Here is a 24,295-nt window from a genome sequence, read left to right on the forward strand (position 1 = left end):
CGGTTGTGGCAGTCATCACATACTCCCTCGGACGAGATGCCTCGACGGGTGGGAGGCCTGGACGGCGAAGCCGGGGGTTGCCCGGGGATGCTGCCCAATATGACACGCGGACCCGTCGGCCCGCCCGCGAACGCCTCTGGACTCCGACTGAAGCACGCCCATGTGCCCGGACGCACAAGGTGCGCGCCGACGAACAGGCGGCGCGTCGAAACGCCGATGGATCAGCACAGCAACCCCAATGGAGCCGCGCTGGCCGAACCGGACCGGCGGCGCCGCAATGATCGACAACAGCCGGCCGCCATGGTCGGCAAGCCGACAGCACGGGCTGTTCAGGGTGCCCGCTGACGGCCGCGGACAAGTTGGCCACCCAAAGGGCATCATTACCCGGTACGGTGCGCGTTCGTGGAGGTTCATGAACTTGCGATAGCCGGCGCCTGGGTGTTCACCCCCCGCCAGCACACCGATGACCGAGGCACGTTCCTGGAGTGGTTCCGCTCCGAGACCGTTACCAAGGTGATCGGTCACCCACTCGATCTCGCCCAGGCGAACCACAGCGTGAGTCGGCGCGGGACGCTGCGTGGCGTCCACTACGCCGATATCCCGCCCAGCCAGGCCAAATATGTCACCTGTGTGCACGGCCAGGTCCTCGACTGCGTGGTCGACATCCGAATCGGCTCGCCGACCTACGGCACGCATCAGGCGGTCGTGCTCGACGACGTTGACCGGCGGGGCCTCTACCTCGCCGAGGGGCTCGGTCACGCCTTCATGGCACTCACCGACAACGCGGCGATCTCCTACCTCTGTTCGACGCCCTACAACCCCTCACACGAGCACGGCATCGACCCGCTTGACCCTGAACTGGCATTGCCGTGGCCACCGGAGGTGCCGCCGCTGTTGTCCGAGAAAGACGCTGCTGCCCCGTCGCTGAGGGACGCCGAAGCCGCGGGCCTGCTCCCCTCCTACTCCGACTGCCTCGCCTTCTATGCAGCCCTGCGCAGCCAGCAGGGCCGCGGCCAATAGCGGGCGACGACCCTGCCCAGGACGTCCTGCGACGGCACAGAGCCGAAGGTCGCGCTGTCCGTGCCGAACATGACGTTGTCGGATCGCAGCCACCACGACCCGTCGGGTTCGACGAAGGCCGCACGCTTCACCCCGAGCCCGCGCCCGGGCAGCCGCGCCACGACCACATCTCCCACCTGTGGGGCCACGCCCCACAGCACCACACACGCATCACCGTCGCGCAGGGTCGGCAGCATGGACTCCCCACTGACCCAGACCGCCCGTACCGCAACACCTCGGCTCACCCGGGTAGGTTGCCAGAGGGTGGGGACAGAGCCCAGATGCCGTCCAGGATCGCTCCGGCCCGCCGCGCCTGACGGCCACCTTGCACCTTGCACTTTGCACCCACCTGATGTTCCTCATCGGTCCAGCGGACGAGATACGTCCAGCATGACGAGAAAGGACGGCGGCATGAGCCTCCTGCGTCCAAAGACAACGGTCAGCGCCCACTGCGACCTGCCCTGCGGGGTCTACGACCCGGCTCAGGCGAGGATCGAAGCGCAGTCGGTGAAGGCAATCCAGGAGAAGTACCAGGCGAACGAGGACCCGGCCTTCCGCGCCCGTGCCCTGGCCATCAAGGAGGAGCGCGCCGAGCTGGTCAAGCACCACCTGTGGGTGCTGTGGACCGACTACTTCAAGCCCAACCACGTCGAGAAGTACCCCGACCTGCATGATCTGTTCTGGCAGGCCACCAAGGCGGCGGGAGCGGCCGGCGCCAAGGGTTCGGTCGACCCGGCCGACGGGCAGCAGTTGCTTGAGCTCATTGACCGGATCTCCACGATCTTCTGGGAGACCAAGGCCGCATAGAAACAGCGTTCCTGACGGATCGGCTCCACCGATCCGTCAGGAACGGCTCCGCTCTGCCCGGCCCGGCTGACTTGCCACATCGCGGGACACGGGAAGCGGGACGAATACCCTTATTTTTCCAGAAAGATCAGTTTTTTCGTCTCGGTAGGACCATCTCCATATCCAGGGCGATGGGACGTAGTCGGAATCACCTTCACAATCGCCAGAATTGATCACCCGACCTGCGATGACACCGCAGCGCTGGGTACGGTGGTCTTCACGTGGCACGAGCTGGGAACGGACGCCGGCGGCCGAGGACGGGGCGATCATGGGTTTTCGCGCCGCCGGAGGCCCACAGCGACACGAACGGCCGAGGGCGGCGCGATCATGATTTTTCACGCCGCCGGAGGCCCTGAGCGACAAGGGGGTACCGCGGTGGACACGACGCCGAAGACCGGAACCGCGAACGGTCAGGGCGGTGTCCCGGGTGGCGGGGTCCCCGGTACCGGGGCCTCCACCAGCACAGTTCCCAGCTCCGGAGTGCCTGGTGGCGGGCTGCGGGACATTGTGCAGCTCACGCTTCCCGCGGCAAGCGCCTACCTGTCGGTGCTTCGGACCGCAACGGCCTCGCTAGCGGCCCGTGCCGACTTCACCCTCGACGACATCGAGGACCTGCGGATCGCCGTGGACGAGGCATGTGCTCTGCTCCTGCTGTCGGCTGTGCCCGGGTCGAACCTGGAATGCACCTTCGAGCTCGCCCCCGGAGTCATCCAGGTCGCCGTGACGGTGCTCAGCCTGGACGGCGAACCCCCGTCCACCGACACGTTCGCCTGGACGGTGCTGACCGCCCTCGCCGATGAGGTCTCCAGCTCGGTGACCGCCGATCCCCGGGTCACCATCAGGCTGCGAAAGCGGCGCGGTGTGCCCGAAGACCGAGTGCCCGAGAACCGAGTGCCCGAGAACCGAGTGCCCGGCCCCACGACCGCCGAGACTCGGGCTACCACGACACCATGGACCGGGAACGCGGGCGCGCCGAGCAACGGACCGGTGGGCGCGCCGTGACCGCAGGGCGCACGCGACCGTTGCAGGACGCCGTGACCCCGGCCACGCAACGCTCGCGGCCTTTGCTTGACGACACCCACGGCCTCATCGCCCAGAACGCATCGGCCCCCGCCGCAGCAACCCCCGATGATGCCGCCGAGCACGAGTCGCCCGCAGGCGGGCCAGGCGGGCCAGGTGGAGGCGACATCCCGCCGCCAGCGTCCGCCGCGCCCAGTGCGGCGGTCACGGCGCAGGCCAGACCAGACAACGATCCACGCTACGGTTCGGGCCATCCAGGCGAGACCAACGACCGGGCGCGCGCCCGCGAACTGTTCGCCCAGCTGGTCGCGATGCCCGACCGCACCCCCGAACGGGCCGAGATCCGCGACCAGCTCGTCCGGATGCACCTGCCGCTGGTGGAATACCTGGCCCGTCGCTTCCGTAACCGCGGCGAGCCGCTCGACGACCTGACCCAGGTCGCGACGATCGGACTGATCAAGTCTGTTGACCGCTTCGATCCCGAGCGCGGGGTGGAGTTCTCCACCTATGCGACGCCTACCATCGTCGGCGAGATCAAGCGGCACTTCCGGGACAAGGGCTGGGCGATCCGGGTTCCGCGACGGCTGCAGGAACTCAAGCTGTCGCTGACGAAGGCCACCTCGGAGCTGTCCCAGACGCTCGGCCGGTCGCCGACGGTGAGTGAGATCGCCGCCCATCTCCAGCTGACCGAGGAGGAGGTACTGGAGGGCCTGGAGTCCGCCAACGCCTACTCGGCGGTGTCGCTGGATGCCCCGGACTCAGGCGATGACGAAGCCCCCGCGGTAGCCGACACCCTCGGGGTCCAGGACGAGTCCCTCGAAGGGGTCGAGTACCGGGAGTCGCTCAAGCCGCTGTTGGAAAAGCTGCCGCCGCGGGAGAAGCGAATCCTGCTGCTGCGGTTCTTCGGAAACATGACGCAGTCGCAGATCGCCGCGGAGCTCGGGATCTCGCAGATGCACGTCTCACGGCTGCTCGCACGCACCCTGGCCCAACTCCGTCGCGGCCTGCTGGAGGACGCCTGACGGCCAAAGGCGGCTCGATCATGGTTCTTCGCGCCGCCGGCCGGCCGAGCTCTCCGGGTCGCTTAGGCGGGATCCCGCGGTTCGCTGGGATCCCGCGGTTCGCCGGGATCCCGCGGTTCGCCGGGATCCCGCGGTTGGTAGCCGCCAGCCAGGCCGACGAGCGTCAGGATCGCGACGGCGACGGCGAGCAGCGGGATGCCCTCGCCATAGCGACCGCCCTGGAGCAGGCTGACCGCGACAGGCAGGCACAACAGCTGCACGACGACGACCGGCGAGCGTGCCCACCACCGCCTGGCCAGCAGTGCCCGTCCGAGCAGGCAGAGCCCCACGGCGGCGACGACGGCGAACAGACCACCAAGCTCCGCCCGGCCGCGGTCGTCGGTGTCCGCGCCGAATCCGCGGACGATCAGGAACACGCCGAGACCGCCGAGCAGGAGTCCTTCGCCACCGAGTAGCGCCACAGCGGCGGGCAGGGCCGGTGGGGTGTGCACGGCGTCCCGCAGACGATCGCGGCGCAGGTCGGTCCTCACAGGCACATCCCGACAGTACGTGGCCGCGCGGACCATGGTGAAGGTCACGTCCCACGAGGGGTCAAACCGGTCGCAAGGATTACGAGCGACCGTGCAAAGTCCCACCGGCTACCGTGGACATCATGCGCGCGCTGTTGGTCGTAAACCCCATTGCAACGGCGACGACCCAGCGTGTTCGTGACGTTCTGGTCAGTGCACTTGCCGCCGACCTCAGCGTGGACGTCGTCATGACCAAGGGCCGCGGCCACGCCGCCGAGCTCGCTGAGCGCGCCGCCGACAACGGCCTCGACCTGGTTGTCGCGCTCGGCGGCGACGGAACGGTCAACGAGATCGCTAACGGCCTCCTGCGGTCGGGGCCGGCGCCCGGTGCTCCCGCCCTCGCGGTGGTGCCCGGCGGGAGCACCAACGTCTTCGCCCGTGCACTGGGCTACTCGCCGTCCCCGGTGGAAGCGACCGGAGAGCTTCTGGAGGCGCTCCGGGACGGTCGCAGCCGCCGGATCGGGCTCGGGCACGCAACCTTCACCAGTTCGTCGGGCATCAGCCAGTCCCGCTGGTTCACCTTCTGCGCCGGCTTCGGTCTGGACGCGGCAGTCGTCGAGCAGGTCGAGCGCAAACGGGTACACGGCCGCCGCAACACCCCCGGGCTCTACCTCCGCTCCGCACTCGGCCGGTTCATCCGCAACACCGGACGACGCTGTCCCCCGATCACCGTCACCACGGGCGAGCTGGGCGAGCTGGTGACGGCAGAGACGGCAGAGACGGCACAGGCAGCGGCAGATGTCCGGAGCGCGAGCCTGCCGGACGATCCGGACCACCCCGATCCGGTACCGGAACACGTGCTGGCGGCCGTGGTCTGCAACACGACGCCATGGACCTATCTCAACGCCCGCCCGGTGCGTGCCTGCCCGGACGCGTCCTTCGACAGCGGGCTGGACCTTGTCGGCCTGCGTCGACTGACGGTGATGACGACAACCCGTAGCATCCTGCAGATGCTGCACGGCTCCCGGGGACCTCAGGGCCGCGATGTTCTTGCCCTGCACGACCAGGCGCGGATCACGCTGACGGCCGCGCAGGCGATCCCGTTGCAGCTGGACGGCGAGTACCTCGGGCCGCACACGGAACTGACGGTCAGCTCCACGCCAAGGGCCCTGCGCGTCATCGTCTGAGTGTGCGGACAAGCTCCGCTGGATCGTCGCAGATCACCGCATCCACGCCGGCGTCGCGCAACTGCTCGGCGTCGGCCACCGAGGCAACCGTCCACGTCGCCAGACCCACTCCAGCCGCCCGGGCCCGTTCGGGCATCGCCGCCGAACCGAGCACGGACGAGACGTGAGCGTGCAGCTCCTGGTGTCCCGCCGACCGCACATAGGCGATGCCGCCGGCCACCGACATTCGCGGCATGGTCAGGAAGGCCGTGTTCACGGCGATCTCGGCGTCGCGCACCGCCTCGATCGCGAACCAGTCGAACGACGAGACGGTCACGGCCGCCGGGGCCTGCGGGACGGCGCCGGAGACCCGGCCGAACCCGCGAGCTCGCAGAAGGTCGATCAGGATCCGGGCGGTCTCCTCCCGCGGGGCGTCGAAGTCCGGCTGACCCGGCTGGTTCTTGACCTCGAGGATGATCCGGCCGCGGCCGTTCCAGACGTCAAGGACGTCGGTCAGGGTGGGCACACCGAGATGGCTCAGTTCGCGGGTGGTTCGACGGATCACAGCACGGCCGGTCAGCCGGCCCGGTATCCGGGCGTCATGGACACACACCAGATCGCCGTCGGCGCTGCGCCGTACATCCACTTCGATACCATCGGCACCGGCCCGCAACGCGGCGTCCACTGCTTCAACGGTGTTCTCCGGGCCGGGAGTCCGGCTACCGCGATGACCAAGAACCTGCATGAGCCAACGATGCCATCACGGCCATGACCGCCATCGGCAGGGACCTCCCGGTGGGATCCGCGTAAGCACAAAACCCGTGGACGGCGACAGCCAAGGCCAATCCGGCATGTTCTCCAGATCCCCCGGACATGTGCGTTCACTGGGTCGGCAGTGCTGGGAGAGTCTGTCTGTCAACGTCGTTCGACCAACCGCAAGGCGTGGTCCACCTGTGTCTCGACGGGACAGGTGCAGGCAGGAAGGGGTGCGAAGCCACTTCCAGGTTCTTGCGCGCATGGCAGTTGCGGTGGGAGGGTGGCGAATGTCCGAGGTGGATGGACCACGTACACCTCGGGCTCACGCGCGAGGGTGCAGGCGGTCGAAAGATCGAGAATCCGCACGGATCCGACATCCGAATGATTGTCGGGAAGTGCGGCGCAACCGTAGCGGCTCGCAAAGCGTCTCACGTGCAGTGTGGCCCGAGACGAGAGAGGGAGTTGTACGCATGGACTGGCGCCATAGAGCGCTCTGCCGTGACGAGGATCCCGAGCTCTTCTTCCCGATCGGTACAACCGGTCCGGCTGAACGCCAGGTCGAAGAAGCAAAGGCCGTCTGCAGGCGGTGTGCTGTAACAAGTGATTGCTTGAGCTGGGCACTTGACACCGGGCAAGATTCCGGGGTTTGGGGCGGTTTGAGCGAGGATGAACGCCGTGCACTCAAACGCACTGCGCGCACCCGAGTTCGCACCGCCTGATTACCCACCACCACCAACCCGGCACAAGTTGCATGACGACGTCCCAGGTGGCCCGGAAGTGACGCATCGGCCCCAGGGGTGTTGCCGCGTGCCTTGATGCCGTTCCCGTCCGTATTCGCGCAGTCTGCGAACGGAACTATCGACACCCGCTGTACAGGTGTCGATACAGCAAGACATGGGGGGCCAGAACGGGGTGGGACGGCGCCAGGCACGGTGGTGCTGTACCCACCTCGACGGTCCTCGTAACGTGGATCTTCAAAAAAATTTTCACGGTGGCAACGGGATGGACAACAGGGCCTCCGTACCACGCTCCGGTCCGGCCTGGAGCCGGATCGCTCCCTGCATCTCACCGAGCACGAGTTGGCGGACGATCTGGAGGCCCAACCTGGGCGAGTGCTCCAGCTGGAAATCGTCGGGCAACCCCGCGCCGTCATCGGCAACCACCACGTCCAGTCGGTCGACACCACGGTGGACGCGGAGTTCGATCGTGCCGGCCGAACCATCGAACGCATGTTCGACAGCATTCTGCAGAAGCTCGGAAAGCACAAGCGCCAACGGCGTGGCGAGTTCGCCGGGCAACCGGCCGAACGATCCCTTGCGGGTCGTGTTCGCGCGCGTTCCGGTCGAAGCAAGATCAACAGTGACCGACGTGATCTGATCGGCGATCTCGTCAAAGGGCACCGACTCACCGAGACTCTGCGACAGCGTCTCGTGGACCACGGCGATCGATGTCACCCTGCGCACCGACTCGCGCAACGCCAGCCGTGCCTCATCCGCCTTGGTCCGACGCATCTGCAGGCGCAGCAGAGCCGCGACCGTCTGCAGGTTGTTCTTCACCCGATGATGGATCTCCCGGATGGTCGCGTCCTTGCTGAGGAGTTGCGCCTCGCGACGCCGAAGATCGGAAACATCGCGGACCAGGACGAGCACCTCCCGGGTGGCCCCTGGGAACAGCGGGATCGCGCGCAACAGCACCACCGTGCTGGCGACCGCCAGTTCCACCTCAACCGGCCGGCGGCGACCGATCGCGTGCCACACGGCCGGGGTGGTCGCCGGCAGGCTCAGCGTCCGGTGTACCGACCGCAGATCCTCACCGGTGACGTTGCCGGTGTACCCGAGGCGGCGGTAGGCAGACAGCGCGTTCGGGCTGGCGAAGATGACCTTTCCCGAACCATCCAGGCGGAGCATCCCGTCACCGACCCGGGGCGCTTCGGGCAGCTCGGCCGCACTTCCCCGGAACGGGAAGGCCCCTTGTGCGACCATCAGCGCCAGGTTGTTCGCGCACTGCAGGTAGGCTGATTCCAGGGCGCTGGGTGTGCGGGTGGTGGCCAGGTTCGTGTCCCGCGCCAGTACCGCGATCACCCGGTCGGAGTGCAGAACCGGGATCGCCTCGGTCCGGACCGGCACGCCGCCGTCCCACTCCGGCTCGCCCTCGCGGGCGATCCGGCGTTCCCGCCACGAGTTCTGCACCACCCACCTGTTAATCACAACGCTGCCGACCTCGTCGTTGTGATACGCCGTCGGCCCGGTGGTCGGCCGCACCTGCGCGACCACCAGAAACTCAGCTCCTGGACCGGACCCGCCACGGGCCACCACGGCCCGACTGGGAACCAGCAGCAACAGGTCCGCGAAGGACAGATCGGCCAGTAGGGCCCAGTCCGCCACCAGGGCATGAAGATGATCGATGTCATCCGCGCCGAGATCGGTGCTCTCGCGCAGAAGGTCCGCCAGCGTTCCCACGCAAGGCAGACTGCCAGACGCGGTGCCACCGCCGGAGCCCCGGCCGTATATCGGTGCCACGTCGAACACCTGATCCCTCGTCAGCTCATGCCGGTCGACCATAGGCTTCCGTTGTGCATCCCCTCGCAGGTCACCCCGCACACGACCCGCTCGCATGGCTGGCCGGCCATGCCCGGCAGCGGGAGGAGGCCGGCCTGCGGCGCACTGTGAATCCGCGCACACCCGCCGCCTGGGCCGCCGGCGACCCACCCCGCCAGCTGGACCTGGCCGGCAACGACTACCTGGGGCTGTCGCGTCATCCCGACGTGGTCGACGGTGGGGTGCGGGCGCTTCGAACCTGGGGCGCGGGCTCCACCGGAAGCCGGCTGGTGACCGGAACGACGACCTTGCACGGTGACCTGGAGGACGCTCTCGCCGCCCATACCGGCTTCGCCGCCGCGCTGGTCTTCGCCACCGGATACGCGGCCAACCTGGGCGTTCTCACCGCGCTGACCGGTCCGGACGACCTGATCGTCTCCGATGAGCGCAATCATGCGTCGCTGGTGGACGCCTGCCGGCTCTCCCGGGCACGAGTAGTGATCGTCCCGCACACCGACGTCGATGCCGTCGACACGGCACTGGCCGGGCAGCCGTGGCGCAACGCCGTCGTCGTCACCGACTCGGTGTTCTCCGCCGATGGCGACCTTGCGCCGCTACCGGCGCTACACGCCGTCGCCCGGGCCCACGGCGCGCTGCTGCTCGTCGACGACGCGCACGGTCTCGGCGTCGTCGGCCCGGGCGGCCGGGGAGCGCTCGCGGACGTCGGACTGGCCGGCGAGCCGGATGTGGTGGCCACCGTGACGCTGTCCAAGGCCCTGGGCAGCCAGGGTGGAGCGGTGCTCGGCCCGGCAGCGGTCCGTGCGCATCTGATCGACACCGCCCGCACGTTCATTTTCGACACCGGACTCGCCCCGGCCTGCGCCGGCTCCGCGCTGGCGGCGCTCGAGCTGCTGGCCGCCACTCCCGCACTCGCCGACGACGTGCGACGGCGGGCCAGCCAGCTCGCCGCGCTCACGGCCGCGCCCCAGCCGGCCGGAGCGGTGGTATCGGTCATCCTGGGTGAACCCGCACGCGCGGTGGAGGCGGCGGCGGTCTGCCGGGCGCACGGTGTGGCGGTCGGCTGTTTTCGTCCCCCGACCGTGCCACCGGGGACGAGCCGGCTGCGGATCGCGGCCCGCGCCGACCTCACCGACTCCGACCTGGCCCACGCCGCGACCGCCTTCGCCACCGCTCTGGGCACACCGGCCCCGGGTGCGCTGACTCCGGGTGCGCTGACTCCGGGTGCGCCCGGGTGACGGTGCTCGTGGTGACCGGGACCGGAACCGGTGTCGGCAAGACCGTTGTCACGGCTGCGCTGGCCACGCTGGCCCGGGACCGGGGCATCGACGTCGCCGTGGTGAAGGCCGCGCAGACCGGCGTCGGCCCAGGTGAGCCCGGCGACCTCGACCATGTGCGGCAGCTGTCCGGAGTCGAGGACCTGCACGAGTGCGCCCGTTTCCCGGCGCCGCTCTCGCCGGCCGCGGCGGCCCGGCTCACCCGACGCCCTCCGGTGGAACTCGCCGACGTCGCCCGACAGGTAACGGAGCTCGCCCGGGGTCGGCGGCTCGTCCTGGTGGAAGGCGCGGGCGGGCTGCTGGTCCGCTACGACGACGAAGGCGCCACCGTGGCCGATCTCGCCCGCGCGCTGGCTGCGCCGGTGTTGCTGGTCAGTGCGGCCGACCTCGGCACCCTCAACGCCACCGCACTGTCCCTGGAGGCGCTGGCCCACCGTGGCCTGGAGCTGGCTGGTCTGGTCATCGGTTCCTGGCCGTCCGATCCGGACCTCGCCTGCCGTTCGAACATCAGCGACCTGGAGATGCTGGCCGCCCGCCCGCTCGCCGGAGCGCTACCAGCCGGGTCTGGCGCCGCGGATGCGGCGTCCTTCCGTGACACCGCCCGAGCGTGCCTCGCACCTGCGTTGGGCGGTACCTTCAACGCCCAACAGTTCCGAGAGAGACACACTCCGTGACACGATGGGCAACAGCAGGTGTCGGGCAGTTGTTCACCGACCGGACCTGACTGAGAACTATCGCCGACGAGCGCGCGTGAACCTCCGCCGGTGTGCGAGCGTCCACCGTGGGAAACGAGCGTGGCCGAACGTGAAGCCGCCCGACGCACCGCCACACCGCCACACCGCCACACCTCCGCAGCTCCGCACCGTCAGACGAGTCGAGGTCCACGTCGGACCACAGGGAGACCACCGTGCCGCCATCGTCAGCGACCGCCCCGCCCGCCGCACGCCAATCAGGCGAAGACGTCAGTACCTCCACCGACATCCTGCAGGTAGCGCGTAGTCAGGTACTGGAGGATGGTAACGGCCTGTCGGCCGAGCAGACACTGGCTGTACTGCAGCTCGACGACGAGAGGATCAGCGAGGCGCTCGCACTCGCGCATGAGGTGCGGCTGCGCTGGTGTGGCCCGGAGGTCGAGGTCGAGGGAATCGTCAGTCTCAAGACCGGCGGTTGCCCCGAGGACTGCCACTTCTGTTCCCAGTCCGGGCAGTTCGACTCGCCGGTCCGCGCAGTCTGGCTGGACATCCCGTCGCTGGTCCAGGCCGCACAGGCGACCAGGGAGACCGGCGCCAGCGAGTTCTGCATCGTCGCGGCCGTACGCGGCCCGGATGAGCGGCTGATGAGCCAGGTCCGCGCGGGCATCGCCGCGATCCACGCCGCCGTGGACATCAACATCGCCTGTTCGCTCGGGATGCTCACCCAGGAACAGGTTGACGCCCTCGTCGACATGGGCGTGCACCGTTACAACCACAACCTGGAGACCGCATGTTCGCACTTCCCCCAGGTCGTGACCACCCACAGCTGGCAGGAACGGTGGGAGACCTGCGAGATGGTGCGAGCGGCCGGTATGGAACTGTGCTGCGGCGCGATCATCGGTGTCGGCGAGACGCTGGAGCAACGGGCGGAGCTCGCCGGGCAGCTCGCCGCGCTGGAGCCCGATGAGGTGCCGCTGAACTTCCTCAATCCGCGGCCCGGTACACCCTTCGCGGACCTACCTGTGATCAGCGCCACCGACGCGCTGCGGACGATCGCCGCGTTCCGACTCGCGCTACCGCGCACCATCCTGCGTTACGCCGGCGGTCGTGAGATCACCCTCGGCGACCTGGCGGTCGACGGGATGCTCGGTGGCATCAACGCCGTCATCGTCGGCAACTACCTGACGACATTGGGACGCCCGGCCGAGGCGGACCTTGCGATGCTCGCCGACCTCAAAATGCCGATCAAGTCGATGCAGGCCACCTTCTGACCGGATCATCGACGACTGACCGCATCATCGACGACTCCGTCGGGCGCGCAATCATGGTCCCACCGCGCGCCCGGCGGCCCCGGGAAGCCAAAGAGCGCCCGACAACAGGGACGCGGCGTCGCGGGGCCGGGCGCTCTAATCTCAGTGGCATGACTGTCAGCGGAACGGAAACGGCCTTCTGCGACCGGTGCGGACGGTTGCTCTCCGACGGAGAGCACGACGCCTGTCACCGGGCCCGGTTGCTGGAACCGCCACGCTTCTGCCAGAGCTGCCGTCGACGGCTGGTCGTGCAGGTCACACCGACCGGGTGGACGGCACGTTGCAGCGAACACGGCTCAACCGTCGGCTGAGCCCCTGTGCGGTCACGGTCAGGCCGCTGGCAGGCCGTCGAGGAGGGCTATCAGGTCGCCTTCCTGAACGACGTCCCCCTCCTGTACCGCGATCCGGGCGACCCGACCGCCGTCCTCGCTGAGCACCGGGATCTCCATCTTCATGGAGTCGAGGATCACGAGCGTGTCCCCGGCCGACACCGTGTCACCGACACCGACCACGACCTTCCACACGTTGGCGACCATCTCGGCTCGAACTTCCTCGGCCACGGTTCCCCTTCCCACTGCCGACCGGACAAACGCACACCGTGAGCGTAGTGCGCACCCGGACGCGACCGCTGCGCGCCACGGCGACAAAGAAAGTCCCGGTTCAACGGCCGATCCACCCAAAGCCGGCGGTGGCCAACCTCCGTTATGATCTTCCGGCAACGCTCCGGAGACTATGACCTCCGGGCGCGCGATCTGACGATCGTCGCGCGCCCTTTGGTCCTCCAGCCGATCGGGACCGCGGCGCGCGGCAAATCAGACATGCCGGAATGTCGCCCCTGCGGTCCACCGCTGCGCGGACCAAGCACACTACGAGGGTGTTCGTTCTCCTTGTACTCGCCCTGATCGGTGGCGTCACGGTCGGGCTGATTCGTGGTGGGACGCCGGACGCCCTGGTTCGGATCTATGTGGCACGCCCGTGGATGTTCGCGACCGCGTTCGCGGCGCTGGTCCTCGGGCGGGTCATCCCCGGCGTCCAGGTCGCCGCCTGGGTCACGGCCATGGTGACCGTCGCGCTCTTCGCGGCGGCGAACTCCCGACTACCGGGCCTCGGTCTGCTGCTGGCCGGGATCACGCTCAACACGGTGGTGGTCCTCGCCAACGGCGGTCGGATGCCGGTGTCACTGTCGGGAGCCGAACGCGCCGGCATCGCGGTCAGCGAGGTGTGGGCGTCCTCCCAGTACACTCCGGGGGACACCGCCACGGTCCTGCGTCCGGCGACGGACGTGATACCGCTGGCATTCCCGAACGCGCCGGCCGTGGTCAGCATCGGCGACGTGCTGATCGCCGCCGGCGCAGGGCTGTTCGGAGCGGTCGCACCGGTGCGGGCGCGCCGCACCCTGGAGGCTCGCCGCGTCCGCGTGACGCGGTCCATAACCTCCGGTGCAGCTTCTCCTACTCCTCCAACGGATCCGGACCCGGTGGCGGCCATCGCGGCGGCACGGCCGACCGAGCGCCCGTGACAGGATGACCGGAGCGGAAAGGAGGTACCCGACGTGGCGAAGAAGAAGCGTAAGCGGCGCGCACGCGCCAAGCACAAGGCCAATCACGGCAAACGCCCCAACACCTGAGCCGGCGCCGGCGGGCCGCGGTCGAACGTCCGCCCCGGTGTGTGCCCCGCCCCCAAGCCGGGGCCGGGGCACACACCGGGGCCGGGGCACGCACCCCTGTTGCCGGGCACTCTCAGCCGGTGCCGACGCGGGGCCGCAGCCAGTCGACGGTGCGACCCAGGCCACCATCAAGATCAACCTGAGGTCGCCAACCGACCAGCCGTTGTGCCTTGCTGACATCGAGTTCGATCCGCGCCAGCTCCCCGGGGCGCGACGGCGCGAGCTCCGGGGTGTCGGCCACCCCGATGATCCCCGCGAGCCTGCTGTGCAGTTCCCGGACGGCGGTCTGGGTACCCGTCCCGATGTTGAGCCGTTCGCCGTTGGCCGCATCCACCGAGGCTGAGCGAGCGAAGGCGTCCGCGACATCGCCGACGAAGACATAGTCGCGAGTGGTGGCACCATCACCGAAAATCATGGTCGGACGTCCCTCGAGCATGGCCGTCCCGAAGATCGCTACCACACCGGCCTCGCCGTGCGGATCCTGGCGCGGCCCGTAGACGTTGCCGAGCGCAAGCGCGGTCGTCGCCAGACCATATGTCGCTCGGTACACCGACAGGTACAGTTCGCCAGCCGCCTTCCCGGCCGCGTACTGGGACTCGGGAGCCACCGGCGCGGTCTCGTCGACCGGCAGATGCCGGGGCGTCCCGTAGATCGAACCACCGGACGACGTATGGACGAACTTCCCGACGCCGGCCTTTCGACTCGCCTCCAACATGTTGATCGTGCCAAGCACGTTCAACCGGGCATCAAGAAGTGGATCTCTGATGCTCACCCGCACATCGATCTGCGCAGCCAGGTGCAACACCGCATGCGGGCGAACCCGCCCCACCACATCATCAAGATCAGATGAGGTGACATCGACCTTCTCAAACGAGAACCGGGCGTCAAGGGAAGCCTGCGCCAGGTTCTCAAGCCGCCCAGTGGACAGGTCGTCGATCCCGACGACGTCGTGGCCGTCGGCGAGCATACGGTCAGTGACCGTGGAACCGATGAAACCGGCCGCGCCGGAGACGAGAATACGCACGGCTCCCGAGCTTAGTGGTCGGCGCTGAGCCAGCGTAGGCTGACCATCCCCCGCCGGGCACTGCACTCACTCGGCGCGAAACTCGGCCCTGGCCGCGTCAGCCCGTGCCGCCCGCAAGCGTTCCAGAACACTCTTTCGAAGAGTGTCCGGAGCGCGCTCGCCCCCGCATCGGCGGGCGATCAGAAGCTTCACCTCGTGCTCCACGCCGAACTGCCGAAGACACGGGGAGCATTCGTCGAGATGCGTACGAATCAGGTACTTATGGTCGAAGTCAATCTCGCCGTCGAGATACAGATAGACGGCCTCCAGCACCTTGCCGCAGTCGACGCTGTGCGGGTCACCACAGCTCACGATCCACCGCCATCGACCTCGGAACGACCGGCGCGAACCAGACCCCGCTCATGGGCATAGTGCTCAAGGGAGGTGCGCAGGCCACGGCGACCGCGGTGCAACCGGGACATCACGGTACCTATCGGGGTACCCATAATCTCCGCGATCTCCTTGTAGGCGAAGCCCTCGACATCCGCGAGGTACACCGCCATCCGAAAATCCTCGGGCAGCGCCTGCAGAGCTTCCTTGACGTCGCTGTCTGGCAGGTGCTCCAACGCCTCGGTCTCAGCGCTCTTGAGCCCACTGGACGTGTGCGATTCCGCGTCGGCCAGCTGCCAGTCCTCGACCTGCTCGGTCGGGCTCTGCAGCGGCTGGCGTTGCCGCTTGCGGTAGGTGTTGATGAACGTGTTCGTCAGGATCCGGTAGAGCCAGGCCTTGAGGTTCGTACCTTCCTGAAACTGGTGAAAAGCCGCGAAGGCCTTGACGAAGGTCTCCTGCACCAGGTCCTCGGCATCGGCGGGGTTCCGCGTCATCCGCAGCGCCGCCGCATACAGCTGATCAAGGAAAGGCAGGGCGTCCTGCTCGAAACGGCTGGCGCGCTCTTCGGCAGTCTCGTCGACCAGGACCACTCCCTCGTACCTCGGACCGTCCGCGGGACGCCGGTTGACGGGCACGCCACCGACCGCTGAAACGGACGATACCTCGCCGGGTGCAGCCGCGCGGGCAGAAAAGCGGCCGGGGGAACCAGCCACCGGTCCGGTGGGACAACGGCCCGGGGCATCCGTGCGGCCGTCGAGTGGCCGCATCTGCGCAACTGGCGTCGGCGCGGCGTCGCCGACGCTGGGCACCGGCGCGCTCGCGAACTGGGCAGTCATCAAACCTCCGAGTGGATGTCCCTGGCTAACCGGAGACGACGCAATCACCGGGACACGAAATGATCTGGGGGTAGTCCGGCCGCGTCGACGGTCCGAAGGGTCCTTTCGGCTTGCATAACCGTTCGACCGGGTGTCGGGATTCCCGACCACCCGATGGTGTGCCGCCGGATCCACTCCGTTCCGACCGTGGCCGCTTCATTGATCACGTCAGCTTCGGTCCGGCCGTCCCGGCGACGCGTCCGCATGGCGTGATCAGCGCCCGCGAGGACATGCACCTCGATGTCGCGATCCGGAGCTGGGACCGGCATCCCGAACGCGTCCCGGTCGCCCTGCACCACGAGGACGGGGACGCCGGCGCCGAGTAGCTCCGGCAACCTCGACGGCCGGTCCGCGGCGGGTGGATCCAGCGGGAAGCCGAAGGCCACCACTCCCACGGCCGCTACCGAAGCGGCGCAGCGGCACGCCACCCGCGATCCCATCGACCGTCCCACCAGAACGACGGGACGCGGCTGGGGCAACATGTCCAGGGTCGCCCGGAGCACTGCGTCCAGCCTTGCCGGACGATCCGGAGCACGGCGGCCGGCAACCCGGTACGGCATCTCCAGGCGGGCGACGCTCACCCCGATCCCCGGCAGTCGCACCGCAAGTTCGGACAACACGCCAACATCGGTTCCACTACCTGCACCGTGCAGAAGCACAACAAGCCCACACGACCCGCGTGGCGCGGGAACCAGAAACACCCGCCCTCCGTCAACTTCCAGAGAAGGCACCTCGGGAAGGGACCCGCCAGCCACGGTCACCTCCGTGACAGATACGTCACCGTTGACCATCCAGATCTGTCAGACTTCCCGAGAACCTGTGTGACGTGTTTCGCATCTTCTCCCTTTGAAGGGTAGGAAAAGTCCATGCTGCCCCGTCTCGACGCCGAGCCAGCTCAGCCGCGCGGACGAACCACGACCCTCGTCTACGAGACACCCACGGACAGTGATGATCCGTACTGGGCGTTCTACGAGGATGTCGCCGCGACCCAGCTGGCCAGCTGGTTGCCGACGACACAGATCCGGGTCCTGGACGTCTCCGGCCCGCGGACGCGGTTCGCACGTCAAATGGTCGCAGCCGGGCACGACGTCGTGCGAGTCGTCCCCTCGGCGAAGGGTCTGGACCCCTCGTATCCCGGCGTGGTCAACATGCGCAGCCGGGCGCAGCTGGGCGACGCCACGCCCGGCCAGGGCAGGTTCCTGCACGTCGCGGGCGACTCCCGATCGCTGGACTGGTTCGCTCCGGCGAGCTTCGACGCCGTCCTCGCCGAGGGCCGGGCGCTGTCGTTCTGCCTGGCCACCGAGACGACCCTGGAGGAGATCTACCGCATGCTGCGCCCCGGTGGGCGACTGCTGCTGTGCGTCGACTCGCTCCTGCTCGGGCTCGCCCGTCTCGCCGAACAACACCGCTGGGCAGAGCTGTCGGACGTGCCCCGGGCCGATGTCGTGCTCGTCCCCGCCGAGGACGGCTCCATCACCCGCTGTTTCTGGCCGGAGGAACTGCACGCGCTACTGACCAGCGCGGGCCTCGACGTCGACTGGATCCGTCCGCGGACGGTGCTGTCGGCCGAGGCGGTGACGCGCGCCGTCGCCTCCGATGTGTCCTGCTTCCCCACCCTCGTCCGGACCGAGGTCGAGCTTTCCGCCGAACGCGAGGGCGAGTCGATCGGCATCCACCTTGTGGCCAGTGCCCGCCGCCCCGGCTGACCGCCCCGGCTGATCGGGCCGGCTGATCGGGCCGGGCCTGGCCCGATCAAGGCGGTTTCCGGCATGCTGAGGTGGTGACCGTCACCACGGATGTGCCTATCGACCCCTGGCCGGCACCAACGGCGCAACGACCAGTCGACGCGACCGTGATGATGCCGGGCTCGAAGTCGGCGACCAACAGGGCGCTGATCCTGGCAGCGATCTCAGACGGCACGAGCCGGCTGAGTCGGCCCCTGCGATCACGCGACACGCTGCTCATGGCCGCCGCGCTGCGCGCGCTCGGGGTCGCCGTGCTCGACGACCGCGGCGACTGGGTCGTCCACGGTGAATTCCCGCTGCGGGCTGCCCCGGGTGCTCTGATCGACTGCGGCAACGCCGGTACGGTCGCCCGGTTCACCCCGGCGCTGGCCACACTGGCCCACGGTGACCTGGTGTTCGATGGCGACCCGCGCATGCGTGAACGTCCGCTCCACCCTCTCCTGGATGCATTGCGGGCCCTGGGCGCACGCATCGACGGCAACCGGATGCCACTGACCGTGCATGGCCGCGGGCGCCTCACCGGGGGTGAGGTGACGGTGGACGCGTCCACGTCCAGCCAGCTCGTGTCCGGGCTTCTGCTCGCGGCACCCAGATATGATCATGGAGTAACCGTCCGACATGTGGGCTCGCGGCTGCCCTCATGGCCGTACCTGGAGATGACCGTTGCGGACCTGCGTGCCGCCGGCGCCTCGGTTGAGGTTGACGTCGACCGGACCCAGGCGGGGGTGGCGGCGCGCTGGTCGGTCGCACCCGGCAGGATCCTCGCCCACGACCGCATCATCGAGCCCGACATCAACAGCGCGACTGCCTTCCTTGCGGCGGCGGCGGCGACCGGCGGTCGCGTCGTCCTCGCCGACTGGCCGGCCGCAACCGTGCAGCCCGGCCGGCTGCTCCCGGAGTTGCTGACCGCGATGGGCTGCGCCGTCACACAGACGTCGGTCGGTCTCGAGGTACGCGGCCCGCAACGCCTGCGTGGCATCGACGTGGACCTCACCGACTACGGCGAGGCCGCTCCCACGCTCGCGGCGCTCGCCGTCCTCGCCGATTCGCCCAGCCGCCTGCGGGGCATCGCACACCTGCGGTTGCAGGAAACCGACCGACTCGCGGCGCTCGCGGCGGAGCTGGGTCGCCTGGGTGCGGCAGTCACCGTGACCGAAGACGGGCTGGCCATCTCCCCCGCACCGCTGTCCGGCGCCGCCCTCGACCCGCGGGCCGACCATCGCCTCGCCATGGCGTATGCCGTGGTGGGGCTTGTGGTACCGGGGGTGCTGGTCCACGACATCGGCACAACCGCCAAGACCGTGCCACACTTTGATCGACTGTGGGCGCAGATGCTGACCGGTACCGGGATGCCGGACGAGACGGTCCGGCAACGATGAAGTCCGGCAACGATGAAGTCCGCCACCGCGGGCTGGAACGGCGCAGGTGAATGCCGCGGGAGCTTGACGAGGACGACGTGCGGGTCCGGGCCGGGCGCGGGTCACGGCCCCGAACCCGGGAACGTCCCGACCATGCCGACGCGGTGACGGCCACGGTCGTCGCCGTTGATCGGGGTCGCTACACCTGCCATGTCACCGGGCACCTGGCTGCGAAGGCACCGGCGGCCGGGACGCCGGCCGGCCCATCGACATCCACCGGCGTGCTGGTCGCCGGTGTCCGCGGCGGTTCGTTGCGCCGGACCAGCGTGATCGTCGGCGACGAGGTCGCCCTGGTCGGTGACGTCTCGGGTTCGCCCGGCAGCCTTGCCCGGATCGTCGGGCGGAGCGAACGCCGAAGCGTGCTGCGTCGCACCCCCGACGACACCGATCCCCTGGAACGCCCGATCGTCGCCAACGCCGACCGGCTCGTCATTGTCTGTGCCCTCACCGACCCACCACCGCGCACCGGGCTGATCGACCGATGCCTGGTCGCGGCCTACGACGGTGGCCTGGAGCCGGTGCTCTGCCTCACCAAGGCCGATCTCGCCGACGACACGCCGCTGCGGGAGCTCTACGGGCCGCTCGGCCTGCCGGTGGTGACCACCCGGCCGGATGCGGGCATCGACGCGCTGACGGCGCTGCTCGCCGGCTGCGTCTGCGTCATGTTCGGTCACTCCGGCGTCGGCAAGTCAACGCTGGTCAACCGGGTGGTACCGGATGCCGCCCGGACAATCGGCGCGGTCAACGCGGTCACCGGACGAGGCAGGCACACCTCGTCCGCCGCCATCGCCCTGCCGATGCCCGGTGGGGGCTGGGTCGTCGACACTCCGGGGGTGCGCTCATTCGGGCTGGGCGCGGTCTGTGCGGACCGGGTGCTGGCCGCATTTCCCGATCTTGCGCCGGCCGCGGTTGCCTGCCCTGGTGGCTGCACCCACCAGGCGGGCCTCGCCGACTGCGCGCTGGACCAGGCTGTCGATGACGGACAGGCAGACCCAGGCCGGCTCGCGAGCCTGCGCCGGCTGCTTGCCGCCCGGTCCGCGGCCGACCCGACATAGCCGACCCGACGACATAGCCGGTCAGGTGCCGGTCAAGTCAGGTCAGGTGCCGGGCATATCAGACGCGACCATCCTTTCCATACGGTACCCACAGTCAACCGGGAAATCCGCCCATGCCGGCCATGCCGGCCACCGCCCGGCCACCCCCGCCCCGGTACGCTCGCCGCGTGACCCATGCCGCACAGACAGAATCGGATCCCCTTCACGGCGGCGTGCCGGCCGGTATCGCCGAAAACCCGGCGAACCCTGCTGCCGACGACCATCCGGTGACCGACGATCTCGCCCTGGCCCTGGCCCTCGCGGATGCCGCCGACGCCATCACGGTGGCCCGTTTCCAGGCTGTGGACCTGCTGGTCGAGGCCAAGCCCGACGCCACCCCGGTGACCGACGCCGACACCGCGGTGGAGGCGATGATCCGCGAACGGCTGGCGCAGGCCCGCCCCGGCGACGCGGTCCTGGGCGAGGAACAGGGCCTTGTCGGCGACGCCAGGCGCCGCTGGGTGGTCGACCCGGTGGACGGCACCAAGAACTTTGTTCGCGGCGTGCCGGTGTGGGGGACCCTGCTCGCTCTCGAGGTCGACGGGACGGTCGTGGTCGGCGTCGCCAGCGCGCCTGCGATGGGCCGGCGCTGGTGGGCTGCGCGTGGTCACGGGGCGCACACCCGAACGGTGGCCGGCGAGATCCGTTCGCTGAGCGTGTCAGCGGTGGCGGACCTGGCCGATGCCTACATGTCGTTCGCCTCCATCGAGAACTGGTCGGCGGCCGGTCGGTTGGAATCCTTCATGAACCTGGTGGCGACGGTGTGGCGGACCCGCGCCTTCGGCGACTTCTGGTCGCACATGATGGTCGCCGAGGGAGCTGTCGACCTGGCCTGTGAGCCCGACGTGTCGCTGTGGGACATGGCGGCCCTGCAAGTGATCGTCGAGGAGGCCGGGGGCACCTTCACCGATCTCACGGGACGCCCCGACCCGGCCGGCGGCTCGGTTCTGACAAGCAACAGCCGGCTGCACACCCGGGCGCTGGAGATCCTGAACCAGCCGTCCATGAGTGCTCCGGGGACCGAGGCCTGCGGGCGCGCGATCTGACGATCCGTAGCGCACGGCGTCCGATCGGCTTTGCCCACCGGGGGGCGCCCGCGGTGTTCCAGCGGGAGAACACCCTGGCGGCATTCCACCGGGCGCTGACGGGCGGTGCGCGCGGCCTGGAGTCGGACGTGTGGCTGACGGCTGATGGTGTTCCGGTGTTGCATCACGACGGCGTATTCGGACCACCTGGACGGCGCCGTCGGATCAGCCAGACGCCGGCGGCCAGGCTCCCGCGGTGGCTCCCGCGCCTGGCTGACCTCTACGCGGCCTGTGGCAACGACTTTGAACTCAGCTTGGATCTGAAAGACCCGCCCGCCACCACGGGTCGGGCCGCACGGGCTGTGGTCGAAAGCGCCCGTGCGGTGAACGCGGCGGGACGGCTGTGGCTGTGCGGGAACCTTGACGCAATCCGCGTGTGGCGGCCGATCATCGAACTCGACAATCGTGGCGACCCCGACGCGACGGTAATGCTGGTGAACTCCGCATCCATCCGGGAGATCCGTACTTACCAGGACGCGCGCCCGAGCGCCGCAGTCCCTGCGGCGCTGGAAGTTTACACCCGTGGTGCGATCACAGCCGGGGCCACCGTGCTGAACCTACGTGCCAACGACTGGTCCGCCGCGATGGTGCGACTGGTTCACGCTCGCGGACTTCTTGCGTTCGGCTGGCATGCCCAGTCGTCCCGTACCCTGAAGCGCCTTCTTGGATTCGGCTTGGACGGGGTCTACTCCGACCACCTCGGCCGCCTTGTACACGCCACCGACAGCGAGACAACAATCACGCGTACACATCACGTCCAGTGATCAAAAAACAACACTCAATCATCGCCGGCCGGCAATGGCCGACACAAAACACCAATCACTCAATTAGACCTGGATGCGATTGCCAACACTATCCCCAACACTGCACAGAGTAACTGGCTCGACGCATTGACGTGACGCCGACCGGACCCGTGGCTCACCTCGGTGAACCGAGCCGGATCCCGCCCACATTTGCATCGCCGAGAGTGCATATTTCATGACTGGCACCGCTTCGCCGAACGGCTCACTCCTCGGCAGCCACTTTCAGCATCTGCGCCGGAAATCCTGTCCGTTCCGCTACATGTTCGACAGAGTAACCCTGCTGCACCAGATCACGAGCCTGCTCAAGGGTCCAGCCACGGCCGGGGTCAACCCGGCGGACGACGACCTCACCTGCTTGGCGACGCTCTTCCGGCCAGCTCAGACGCGCACGACGTGCCAACGGTCGACCTCCGATATATCTCTGACTTCAGTTACTACAACGAGGATAGGCCACATTGGCATGACCGCGCCCGACGAACTCCACGATAGCGGGCCGCGGTGTCCCAATGCGATAGCGGGTTGGAACAAAGAAGTGGCATCTGTCTCGACGATCTGGCGCGGTAGCCGGCTGAGCCGGCTGAAGCGGGTCCGGATGAAGCGGGTAGCGGCACGGCCGGCCAGGTGCGCACAGCCAACCGACCGCGGTTGTTCAGTCCAGAGAACACCCCATGGCTCCTGCTCAGTATGAACCTCGGCGGGAGGCCGCGAACTGGACCCCACCCAGGACGGCACCCACGATCATGGCTCTCCCCGCACGCCCGGTCCTTCCCCGCCACGGGTGTCGCCCGGGGTACTCGAAGCGGCTGCAAGCGCGGTTTCCCCACCGGCGGCCGGACTCATCCGCCGGCTCCGACTCCGGCTTCCGGCGGGCCGCTGGTCGGGATGGCGTCCCTTCGAACGCATAAGATCCCGCCACTGCCGGGCCGAGTACGTTGCCGGACGGGTCGAGGACAGAAAATCCTCCAGGACCGCCCGAAAGCGCTCCGGATCGCTGCGGTGCGGGAAATGCCCGGCGTCGGCGAAGATCTCCAGGCGACTACCCGGCATCGCCGCCTGCAGGATCCGCGCGTGTTCCGGCGGAATCACCGCGTCATGCCCACCCCAGATGATCAAAGAGGGCATTCCGGCGGCGAGGTAACAGCGGTCCAACATCGTGATTGCCTGCCCGTGTCCGTCCACGGACGCTCGCAGCGTCCGGAGGAATGCCGCCCGAGCGGTGTCCACATGCAGGTCTTCCAGGGTGCGCATCAGGTCGTCGACATCCCGGCCCAGATCGGTGCGCAGCCAACGCAACGCCCGGGTCACCGTCCAGCCGATGTGGCGCACGGATGCCGTGGTGAGCAGTGAGAGCACTGGTCCTGAACCCGGAAGCGCCGCGAGGCGTAGCAGTGGATGGATGTCGGAGCGCACCCCGCCGGTGCCTACCAGCACCACCCGCTCACACCGTTCGGGAAACTGATAGGCGAACTGCATGGCCACCCCACCCCCCAGGGAGTGGCCGACCACCGTCACCCGATCGATGCCGAGTACCGTCAAAAGATCACGCATTCCGCAGGCGTATCCGCCAATGGAATAGTCACCGCGGGGCTTGTCCGACCGACCATGGCCGAGGAGATCCGGAGCGATCACCGTTCGGCCACGGGCAAGCAACGGAATGAGGTCGGCCCAGGTCTGCGAGCTGTCGCCGATCCCGTGGATGAGCAGCAACGCCGGGCCGCGCCCAGCGCGGATGTAGGCCCGACGATATCCGTGCACGGTCACGTACCGGGTGGCATAGCGGGAAGTGCCCGGCGGGTGGGCCCGGTCGATCTCCCCGCGATCCGCGGCGCCAGTCATGCCGTCCTGACGGTCCGCGGGCATGCCTGCCAGATCATGTGCAACGCGGATACGATTTTCGCGCATAGCCGCCTCCGACCACTCAACCAGCCGACCACTCAACCAGGCCGGCCGGCGGACAAAGCAGACAACAAAGCCACTGGTCAGGTCCTGGAACCTCGCCTGCGG

26 protein-coding genes are annotated in these 24,295 nt (G+C 68.6%); 16 read left to right on the forward strand and 10 right to left on the reverse strand.

Annotated features, from left to right (window positions below; genetic code table 11):
- Positions 1-402 precede the first annotated feature (402 nt).
- Positions 403-1,020 carry a dTDP-4-dehydrorhamnose 3,5-epimerase gene (gene rfbC / locus U9983_RS12175; protein WP_322749122.1) on the forward strand — a complete coding sequence of 206 codons (618 nt, stop codon included), beginning with the start codon at positions 403-405 and terminating at the stop codon, positions 1,018-1,020.
- On the opposite strand, the gene U9983_RS12180 is transcribed toward rfbC, so the two are convergent.
- The gene (locus U9983_RS12180; protein ID WP_322749121.1) at positions 981-1,304 is read right to left on the reverse strand and encodes a S24/S26 family peptidase; all 324 of its coding nucleotides are present in this window, start codon (positions 1,302-1,304) and stop codon (positions 981-983) included. The two genes, rfbC and U9983_RS12180, sit on opposite strands and share 40 nt — an antisense overlap.
- A 166-nt stretch (positions 1,305-1,470) precedes the next feature.
- Here U9983_RS12180 and sodN point away from each other — a divergent pair, with 166 nt between their 5' ends.
- The 3 genes from sodN to U9983_RS12195 all read left to right on the forward strand — a co-directional run bounded on the left by sodN (position 1,471) and on the right by U9983_RS12195 (position 3,947).
- Entirely contained in the window at positions 1,471-1,866 is a 396-nt protein-coding gene (gene sodN / locus U9983_RS12185) for a superoxide dismutase, Ni (RefSeq protein WP_322749120.1), read from the forward strand.
- Between the two features lie 414 nt (positions 1,867-2,280).
- Positions 2,281-2,907, forward strand: a complete 627-nt coding sequence (locus tag U9983_RS12190; RefSeq protein ID WP_322754126.1) for an anti-sigma factor — start codon at positions 2,281-2,283, stop codon at positions 2,905-2,907.
- Complete coding sequence (locus U9983_RS12195) at positions 2,904-3,947, forward strand: RNA polymerase sigma factor SigF (protein WP_322754127.1); 1,044 nt, start codon at positions 2,904-2,906, stop codon at positions 3,945-3,947. Before U9983_RS12190 ends, U9983_RS12195 begins: the two co-directional genes overlap by 4 nt.
- 62 nt (positions 3,948-4,009) lie before the next feature.
- Here U9983_RS12195 and U9983_RS12200 read toward each other — a convergent pair whose 3' ends face one another.
- The gene (locus U9983_RS12200; RefSeq protein ID WP_322754128.1) at positions 4,010-4,477 is read right to left on the reverse strand and encodes a hypothetical protein; all 468 of its coding nucleotides are present in this window, start codon (positions 4,475-4,477) and stop codon (positions 4,010-4,012) included.
- Between the two features lie 122 nt (positions 4,478-4,599).
- Between U9983_RS12200 and U9983_RS12205 the strand changes: the two genes are divergently transcribed.
- Positions 4,600-5,643, forward strand: coding sequence for a diacylglycerol/lipid kinase family protein (locus tag U9983_RS12205; protein WP_322754129.1), 1,044 nt, complete (start codon positions 4,600-4,602; stop codon positions 5,641-5,643).
- Here the strand turns inward: U9983_RS12205 and U9983_RS12210 are convergent.
- Positions 5,633-6,367: a glycerophosphodiester phosphodiesterase gene (locus tag U9983_RS12210; protein ID WP_322748952.1), complete on the reverse strand. Its 735-nt coding sequence runs from the start codon at positions 6,365-6,367 to the stop codon at positions 5,633-5,635. The two genes, U9983_RS12205 and U9983_RS12210, sit on opposite strands and share 11 nt — an antisense overlap.
- Positions 6,368-6,848: 481 nt before the next feature.
- On the opposite strand from U9983_RS12210, the gene U9983_RS12215 reads away from it, so the two are divergent.
- Positions 6,849-7,097, forward strand: a complete 249-nt coding sequence (locus tag U9983_RS12215; RefSeq protein WP_239310115.1) for a WhiB family transcriptional regulator — start codon at positions 6,849-6,851, stop codon at positions 7,095-7,097.
- Between the two features lie 267 nt (positions 7,098-7,364).
- Here U9983_RS12215 and U9983_RS12220 read toward each other — a convergent pair whose 3' ends face one another.
- The gene (locus tag U9983_RS12220) at positions 7,365-8,837 is read right to left on the reverse strand and encodes a sensor histidine kinase (RefSeq protein WP_322748953.1); all 1,473 of its coding nucleotides are present in this window, start codon (positions 8,835-8,837) and stop codon (positions 7,365-7,367) included.
- Positions 8,838-8,950: 113 nt separating this feature from the next.
- Here U9983_RS12220 and U9983_RS12225 point away from each other — a divergent pair, with 113 nt between their 5' ends.
- The 3 genes from U9983_RS12225 (at position 8,951) to bioB (ending at position 12,173) form a co-directional block, all read left to right on the forward strand.
- A complete protein-coding gene (locus tag U9983_RS12225; protein ID WP_322754130.1) occupies positions 8,951-10,171 on the forward strand; it encodes an 8-amino-7-oxononanoate synthase in 1,221 nt (406 codons plus the stop codon).
- On the forward strand, positions 10,168-10,884 hold the full coding sequence (gene bioD / locus U9983_RS12230) for a dethiobiotin synthase (RefSeq protein WP_322754131.1): 717 nt from the start codon (positions 10,168-10,170) through the stop codon (positions 10,882-10,884). Before U9983_RS12225 ends, bioD begins: the two co-directional genes overlap by 4 nt.
- 233 nt (positions 10,885-11,117) lie before the next feature.
- Entirely contained in the window at positions 11,118-12,173 is a 1,056-nt protein-coding gene (gene bioB, locus U9983_RS12235; protein WP_416211372.1) for a biotin synthase BioB, read from the forward strand.
- A gap of 368 nt (positions 12,174-12,541) precedes the next feature.
- Here bioB and U9983_RS12240 read toward each other — a convergent pair whose 3' ends face one another.
- Positions 12,542-12,772, reverse strand: coding sequence for a biotin/lipoyl-binding carrier protein (locus tag U9983_RS12240; RefSeq protein ID WP_322754132.1), 231 nt, complete (start codon positions 12,770-12,772; stop codon positions 12,542-12,544).
- A gap of 314 nt (positions 12,773-13,086) precedes the next feature.
- Between U9983_RS12240 and U9983_RS12245 the strand changes: the two genes are divergently transcribed.
- Both U9983_RS12245 and U9983_RS27840 read left to right on the forward strand, forming a co-directional pair.
- The gene (locus U9983_RS12245; protein ID WP_322754133.1) at positions 13,087-13,731 is read left to right on the forward strand and encodes a DUF5317 family protein; all 645 of its coding nucleotides are present in this window, start codon (positions 13,087-13,089) and stop codon (positions 13,729-13,731) included.
- Positions 13,732-13,764: 33 nt separating this feature from the next.
- Complete coding sequence (locus U9983_RS27840) at positions 13,765-13,839, forward strand: 50S ribosomal protein bL37 (RefSeq protein WP_369809780.1); 75 nt, start codon at positions 13,765-13,767, stop codon at positions 13,837-13,839.
- 112 nt (positions 13,840-13,951) lie between these two features.
- On the opposite strand, the gene U9983_RS12250 is transcribed toward U9983_RS27840, so the two are convergent.
- The 4 genes from U9983_RS12250 to U9983_RS12265 form a co-directional block, all read right to left on the reverse strand.
- Entirely contained in the window at positions 13,952-14,902 is a 951-nt protein-coding gene (locus tag U9983_RS12250; protein ID WP_322754134.1) for a GDP-mannose 4,6-dehydratase, read from the reverse strand.
- Positions 14,903-14,968: 66 nt separating this feature from the next.
- A complete protein-coding gene (gene rsrA, locus U9983_RS12255; protein WP_322754135.1) occupies positions 14,969-15,253 on the reverse strand; it encodes a mycothiol system anti-sigma-R factor in 285 nt (94 codons plus the stop codon).
- Positions 15,250-16,038, reverse strand: a complete 789-nt coding sequence (locus U9983_RS12260; protein ID WP_416211377.1) for a sigma-70 family RNA polymerase sigma factor — start codon at positions 16,036-16,038, stop codon at positions 15,250-15,252. The genes rsrA and U9983_RS12260 overlap by 4 nt, the downstream gene beginning before the upstream one ends.
- A 113-nt stretch (positions 16,039-16,151) precedes the next feature.
- Entirely contained in the window at positions 16,152-16,766 is a 615-nt protein-coding gene (locus U9983_RS12265; protein ID WP_416211374.1) for an alpha/beta family hydrolase, read from the reverse strand.
- A gap of 246 nt (positions 16,767-17,012) precedes the next feature.
- Between U9983_RS12265 and U9983_RS12270 the strand changes: the two genes are divergently transcribed.
- From U9983_RS12270 to U9983_RS12290, 5 genes are all read left to right on the forward strand, one after another.
- Positions 17,013-17,852, forward strand: a complete 840-nt coding sequence (locus tag U9983_RS12270; RefSeq protein ID WP_322754138.1) for a class I SAM-dependent methyltransferase — start codon at positions 17,013-17,015, stop codon at positions 17,850-17,852.
- Positions 17,853-17,926: 74 nt separating this feature from the next.
- Positions 17,927-19,270 (forward strand): 3-phosphoshikimate 1-carboxyvinyltransferase, encoded by a 1,344-nt coding sequence (aroA, locus tag U9983_RS12275; protein ID WP_322754139.1) that lies wholly within the window; start codon positions 17,927-17,929, stop codon positions 19,268-19,270.
- A 50-nt stretch (positions 19,271-19,320) separates the two neighbouring features.
- Positions 19,321-20,364, forward strand: a complete 1,044-nt coding sequence (gene rsgA, locus U9983_RS12280; protein WP_322748964.1) for a ribosome small subunit-dependent GTPase A — start codon at positions 19,321-19,323, stop codon at positions 20,362-20,364.
- Positions 20,365-20,531: 167 nt separating this feature from the next.
- Positions 20,532-21,449, forward strand: coding sequence for a histidinol-phosphatase (hisN, locus tag U9983_RS12285; protein ID WP_416211375.1), 918 nt, complete (start codon positions 20,532-20,534; stop codon positions 21,447-21,449).
- Between the two features lie 23 nt (positions 21,450-21,472).
- A complete protein-coding gene (locus tag U9983_RS12290; RefSeq protein ID WP_322754148.1) occupies positions 21,473-22,252 on the forward strand; it encodes a glycerophosphodiester phosphodiesterase in 780 nt (259 codons plus the stop codon).
- A gap of 777 nt (positions 22,253-23,029) precedes the next feature.
- Here U9983_RS12290 and U9983_RS12295 read toward each other — a convergent pair.
- On the reverse strand, positions 23,030-24,127 hold the full coding sequence (locus U9983_RS12295) for an alpha/beta fold hydrolase (protein WP_416211378.1): 1,098 nt from the start codon (positions 24,125-24,127) through the stop codon (positions 23,030-23,032).
- Between the last annotated feature and the right edge of the window lie 168 nt (positions 24,128-24,295).

It is taken from the genome of Protofrankia sp. Cas3, from assembly GCF_963555955.1.
GTDB lineage: Bacteria > Actinomycetota > Actinomycetes > Frankiales > Frankiaceae > Protofrankia.

What these genes read in the sequence shown, in the direction of transcription:
- U9983_RS12210 (WP_322748952.1), bottom strand. Translation starts at nt 6,367, where the DNA reads ATGCAGGTTCTTGGTCATCGCGGTAGCCGGACTCCCGGCCCGGAGAAC.
- U9983_RS12205 (WP_322754129.1), top strand. Translation starts at nt 4,600, where the DNA reads ATGCGCGCGCTGTTGGTCGTAAACCCCATTGCAACGGCGACGACCCAG.
- U9983_RS12270 (WP_322754138.1), top strand. Translation starts at nt 17,013, where the DNA reads ATGCTGCCCCGTCTCGACGCCGAGCCAGCTCAGCCGCGCGGACGAACC.
- rsgA (WP_322748964.1), top strand. Translation starts at nt 19,321, where the DNA reads ATGCCGCGGGAGCTTGACGAGGACGACGTGCGGGTCCGGGCCGGGCGC.
- sodN (WP_322749120.1), top strand. Translation starts at nt 1,471, where the DNA reads ATGAGCCTCCTGCGTCCAAAGACAACGGTCAGCGCCCACTGCGACCTG.
- U9983_RS12260 (WP_416211377.1), bottom strand. Translation starts at nt 16,038, where the DNA reads ATGCGGCCACTCGACGGCCGCACGGATGCCCCGGGCCGTTGTCCCACC.
- U9983_RS12215 (WP_239310115.1), top strand. Translation starts at nt 6,849, where the DNA reads ATGGACTGGCGCCATAGAGCGCTCTGCCGTGACGAGGATCCCGAGCTC.
- U9983_RS12295 (WP_416211378.1), bottom strand. Translation starts at nt 24,127, where the DNA reads ATGACTGGCGCCGCGGATCGCGGGGAGATCGACCGGGCCCACCCGCCG.